At 64.9% G+C, this 2,909-nt stretch carries 7 protein-coding genes; 6 read left to right on the top strand and 1 reads right to left on the bottom strand.

What is annotated here, in order from left to right; translation table 11 throughout:
• A partial coding sequence (locus tag ACPXB3_RS22295) for a hypothetical protein (protein ID WP_425729818.1) occupies positions 1 to 206 on the bottom strand: 206 nt, incomplete at its 3' end.
• A 107-nt stretch (positions 207 to 313) separates the two neighbouring features.
• On the opposite strand from ACPXB3_RS22295, the gene ACPXB3_RS22290 reads away from it, so the two are divergent.
• From ACPXB3_RS22290 to ACPXB3_RS22265, 6 genes are all read left to right on the top strand, one after another.
• Positions 314 to 442, top strand: a complete 129-nt coding sequence (locus ACPXB3_RS22290) for a hypothetical protein (RefSeq protein WP_425729816.1) — start codon at positions 314 to 316, stop codon at positions 440 to 442.
• The gene (locus ACPXB3_RS22285) at positions 442 to 864 is read left to right on the top strand and encodes a DUF4326 domain-containing protein (RefSeq protein ID WP_425729814.1); all 423 of its coding nucleotides are present in this window, start codon (positions 442 to 444) and stop codon (positions 862 to 864) included. The genes ACPXB3_RS22290 and ACPXB3_RS22285 overlap by 1 nt, the downstream gene beginning before the upstream one ends.
• A 29-nt stretch (positions 865 to 893) precedes the next feature.
• The gene (locus tag ACPXB3_RS22280; protein WP_425729812.1) at positions 894 to 1,088 is read left to right on the top strand and encodes a hypothetical protein; all 195 of its coding nucleotides are present in this window, start codon (positions 894 to 896) and stop codon (positions 1,086 to 1,088) included.
• A gap of 633 nt (positions 1,089 to 1,721) precedes the next feature.
• Positions 1,722 to 2,048, top strand: a complete 327-nt coding sequence (locus ACPXB3_RS22275) for a hypothetical protein (protein WP_425729810.1) — start codon at positions 1,722 to 1,724, stop codon at positions 2,046 to 2,048.
• Positions 2,045 to 2,467, top strand: coding sequence for a hypothetical protein (locus tag ACPXB3_RS22270; RefSeq protein WP_425729808.1), 423 nt, complete (start codon positions 2,045 to 2,047; stop codon positions 2,465 to 2,467). The genes ACPXB3_RS22275 and ACPXB3_RS22270 overlap by 4 nt, the downstream gene beginning before the upstream one ends.
• Positions 2,464 to 2,871, top strand: a complete 408-nt coding sequence (locus ACPXB3_RS22265; RefSeq protein WP_425729806.1) for a hypothetical protein — start codon at positions 2,464 to 2,466, stop codon at positions 2,869 to 2,871. Before ACPXB3_RS22270 ends, ACPXB3_RS22265 begins: the two co-directional genes overlap by 4 nt.
• Positions 2,872 to 2,909: the final 38 nt, after the last annotated feature.

Here is a 2,909-nt window from a genome sequence, read left to right as displayed (position 1 = left end):
TGCGGGAACTGCTCTCCGAGGTGGAGCGGGCGAGAATACGGGCGATCGAATGGCGCAACGAACGCGATGAGGCCCGCGACGCCATCAACGACCAGATGCGACGCAGGCTCACAGACCGAAACGAGAAGTGGTCGCGCAATGAGGCCCGTGACGCCCTCGACCGCGTGCGACAGCTCCACCGGCCAGCGAACGGCTGCCACACTCATCGACACACGGTGCCCAAGGCGACGTGCCCCGAATGCGTCGACTCCTGCGCGCACTGCGGCGAGGAAATGCCATGCGCTACACGCCGTGCGATCGTCGGGGAGGCGTGATGGCCGACCTACTCCAGATCGTCCAGCACGGATTCGACCACGACCCCATCGTCACCACATGGCAACGCATCCGATGGGTGCCATACAGCGCACCCGAGGCGGGCGTGCAAGAGCTAGGTGACGCCTGATGCCACACCGGATTCAGCGCAAGCGCACCAAGGGCTGGACGACACCACTCTGCTCGTGCGGATGCGGAGAGCGGGCGATCTACATTGGGCGACCGACGGTGTACGGCAACCCTTTCGAGATCGTTCAGTTGCCATGTGGATGCTGGGAGAATCGCGACGACAACGGGGTCACTTATATGCACGGTTACCCGCTTCACGAACTCGGGGGTACGCCGATCACGCGTCGCGAGGCGGTCGACAATTCGGTGCGGCTGTTCTACGAAGACCTGACCCAATGGCTCGGTGGTCGCATTGAGTCAGAAGATGGGTTGGCCGAGGCTATCGCGAAGCTCCGCGGTCACGATCTCATGTGCTGGTGCCCGCTCGACTCCCCGTGTCACGCCGACGTGCTCATCGAGCTGGCGAACCGAGGTGACGCCTGATGAACGTCCACATCTGCACTGGACCACCCATGACCGAGACCCTCCGCAGGCCCGACGGTGAACGCTGGTGCTTCCGATGCCGCGCCCGCCGAGTGTTCCAGTACGTCGTCGATGCCCCGACCGAGCCGTCCTACTACGGGCCGAATACCCGTATCGAATGCGGCACCTGCCATCTCACCGACGGCGACCTGTTTCCCGGTCGATCACGCGAATGGGAGGACTGATGCCGCCCGCACGCTTCCCAACCTGCACCCGCTGCGGCGCACGACTGCCCGCCACCACCTGGCGGGCACGAGTGTGCCACGGGTGTGCGAGACCGACACGAAAGGAGGAGGGGACAGTTGACGTGGTTCAAGGTCGATGACGGCTTCTACGACCACCCGAAGATCGCCCATCTGAACATGTCTGCCCGCGGTCTGTGGGTGACGTGTGGAAGCTACTGCGGCAAGCATCTGACCGACGGTCACATCTCCCGAAATCAGATCAGACGACTCGGCGGAACACCCTCCCAGATCCGCGCCCTAATCGAAAGTGGTGTGTGGATTCAGTGCGAATCGCACCCCAAATGCATCTCATTTCACGACTGGATCGAACAGCAACCGACACGCGAATCGATCATCAATCGACGTGCAGATGACGCAAAAAGGAAACACGAAGCGCGCGAAGCGAAACGCGCTGAGCAGCAGAAACGAAGAAATGTCCGCACCGGACTCCGCACGGACACGTCAGGGGGTGTCCGCACGGAGTCCGCTCTACCCGACCCGACCCGACCCGACCCGACCTATATAGATACTCAAGTTGAGAGGGCAGCTCAGCCCCGTAACGCGGACGCGAGCGACGAGCGGCCGGGGCCTCCGGTGCATCGCGACGCCGCGCGGCTCGTCCGCGAACGCATCGCTGACAACCACCCCGCAGCCGTCAAGACCGCCCTGCGCCTCAAGGCATCCGAACTCATCCACGACGGCACCAGCCCCGAGATCGTCGCCGAAGCACTCGACCGTTGGTCGGTGAAATCCGGTGTAGGCCCCGGCATCCTGCCCTCGCTCGTGTCCGATGTCCTCAAGGACCGATCCGGCAGCGGCGCACGAGCGGTCGGAGCCGCCACCACCAAAGCCAACGGCTGGCTCGAGATCGCCAACGCCGCCGCCCTCACCCACGACGACCAGAAAGCGATCGGCCAATGACCACCAGACCACCCACCCGGCCCGAGATCGAAACCGCGTCACTCGTCCTCGCCAAGATCGCCACCGCCGACCAGTGGGCAGCCAAGCCCGACGCCGCGATGGCCGTCACGTGGGCCGAATGCTTCGCCGTCCACGACCTCCAGCGCGCCGACCTCCTGCCCGCCGTGGTGCGCCTCTACGCCGACGACAAGCGAGACAAGGCCAACCGCACACTGCCGGCCGACGTGATCGTGTGGGCGCGGAAACTGCGCCAGGAGCGCATGGAGCGCGAGAAGGCCAGCGGCGAGATCGACAAAGCGGCGCTTGCGGCATCACGACGCGAGATCGCCGAATGCCCGGTGTGCGATCCGAACGGCTGGGTCGAATCCGCCGGGGGTGCACTCGTGAAGTGCCGGCACTCGAAGCAGGTGGGCGCATGAGGACGATCACCATCGAGTTGCCCTGGACCGCGCCGCCACTCACGCTCAACCCGGCCGGCGTCGGCACAACCCGCGGCGCAGCATTCGCCCGAGCCCGTCAGATCCGCGACGTACGCGCTCACATGGCCGTCCTAGCCCGACATACCAACCTGCCCCTGAAAGTCGCTCACGTTCACGTACAGCTCCATTACTGCCCACGTGACAGACGCCGCCGCGACGCCATCAACCTCACCCCGACGCAGAAGGCGCTCGTCGACGGACTCCGCGACTACGGCCTCGTGCCCGACGACGACGGCCGATGGGTCACCGACCACATGCCCGTCATCCACCCCGCCGAGAAAGGCCACACCGGGCGCATGTGGCTTGAACTCACCATCACGGCCGAACGAGAGGACCACGAGTGACCGCCAATCCCGAGAATCGCATCCTCGATCACAACCTC

The organism is Gordonia sp. DT219, from assembly GCF_049847065.1.
GTDB lineage: Bacteria > Actinomycetota > Actinomycetes > Mycobacteriales > Mycobacteriaceae > Gordonia.
The sequence above is the reverse complement of the archived record's forward strand: the minus strand, read 5'-3'. Positions and strand labels throughout refer to the sequence as shown.

Excerpts from the sequence above, each read along its gene's own strand:
- ACPXB3_RS22265 (WP_425729806.1), top strand. The coding sequence starts at position 2,464 with ATGAGGACGATCACCATCGAGTTGCCCTGGACCGCGCCGCCACTCACG.
- ACPXB3_RS22290 (WP_425729816.1), top strand. The coding sequence starts at position 314 with ATGGCCGACCTACTCCAGATCGTCCAGCACGGATTCGACCACGACCCC.
- ACPXB3_RS22280 (WP_425729812.1), top strand. The coding sequence starts at position 894 with ATGACCGAGACCCTCCGCAGGCCCGACGGTGAACGCTGGTGCTTCCGA.
- ACPXB3_RS22270 (WP_425729808.1), top strand. The coding sequence starts at position 2,045 with ATGACCACCAGACCACCCACCCGGCCCGAGATCGAAACCGCGTCACTC.
- ACPXB3_RS22285 (WP_425729814.1), top strand. The coding sequence starts at position 442 with ATGCCACACCGGATTCAGCGCAAGCGCACCAAGGGCTGGACGACACCA.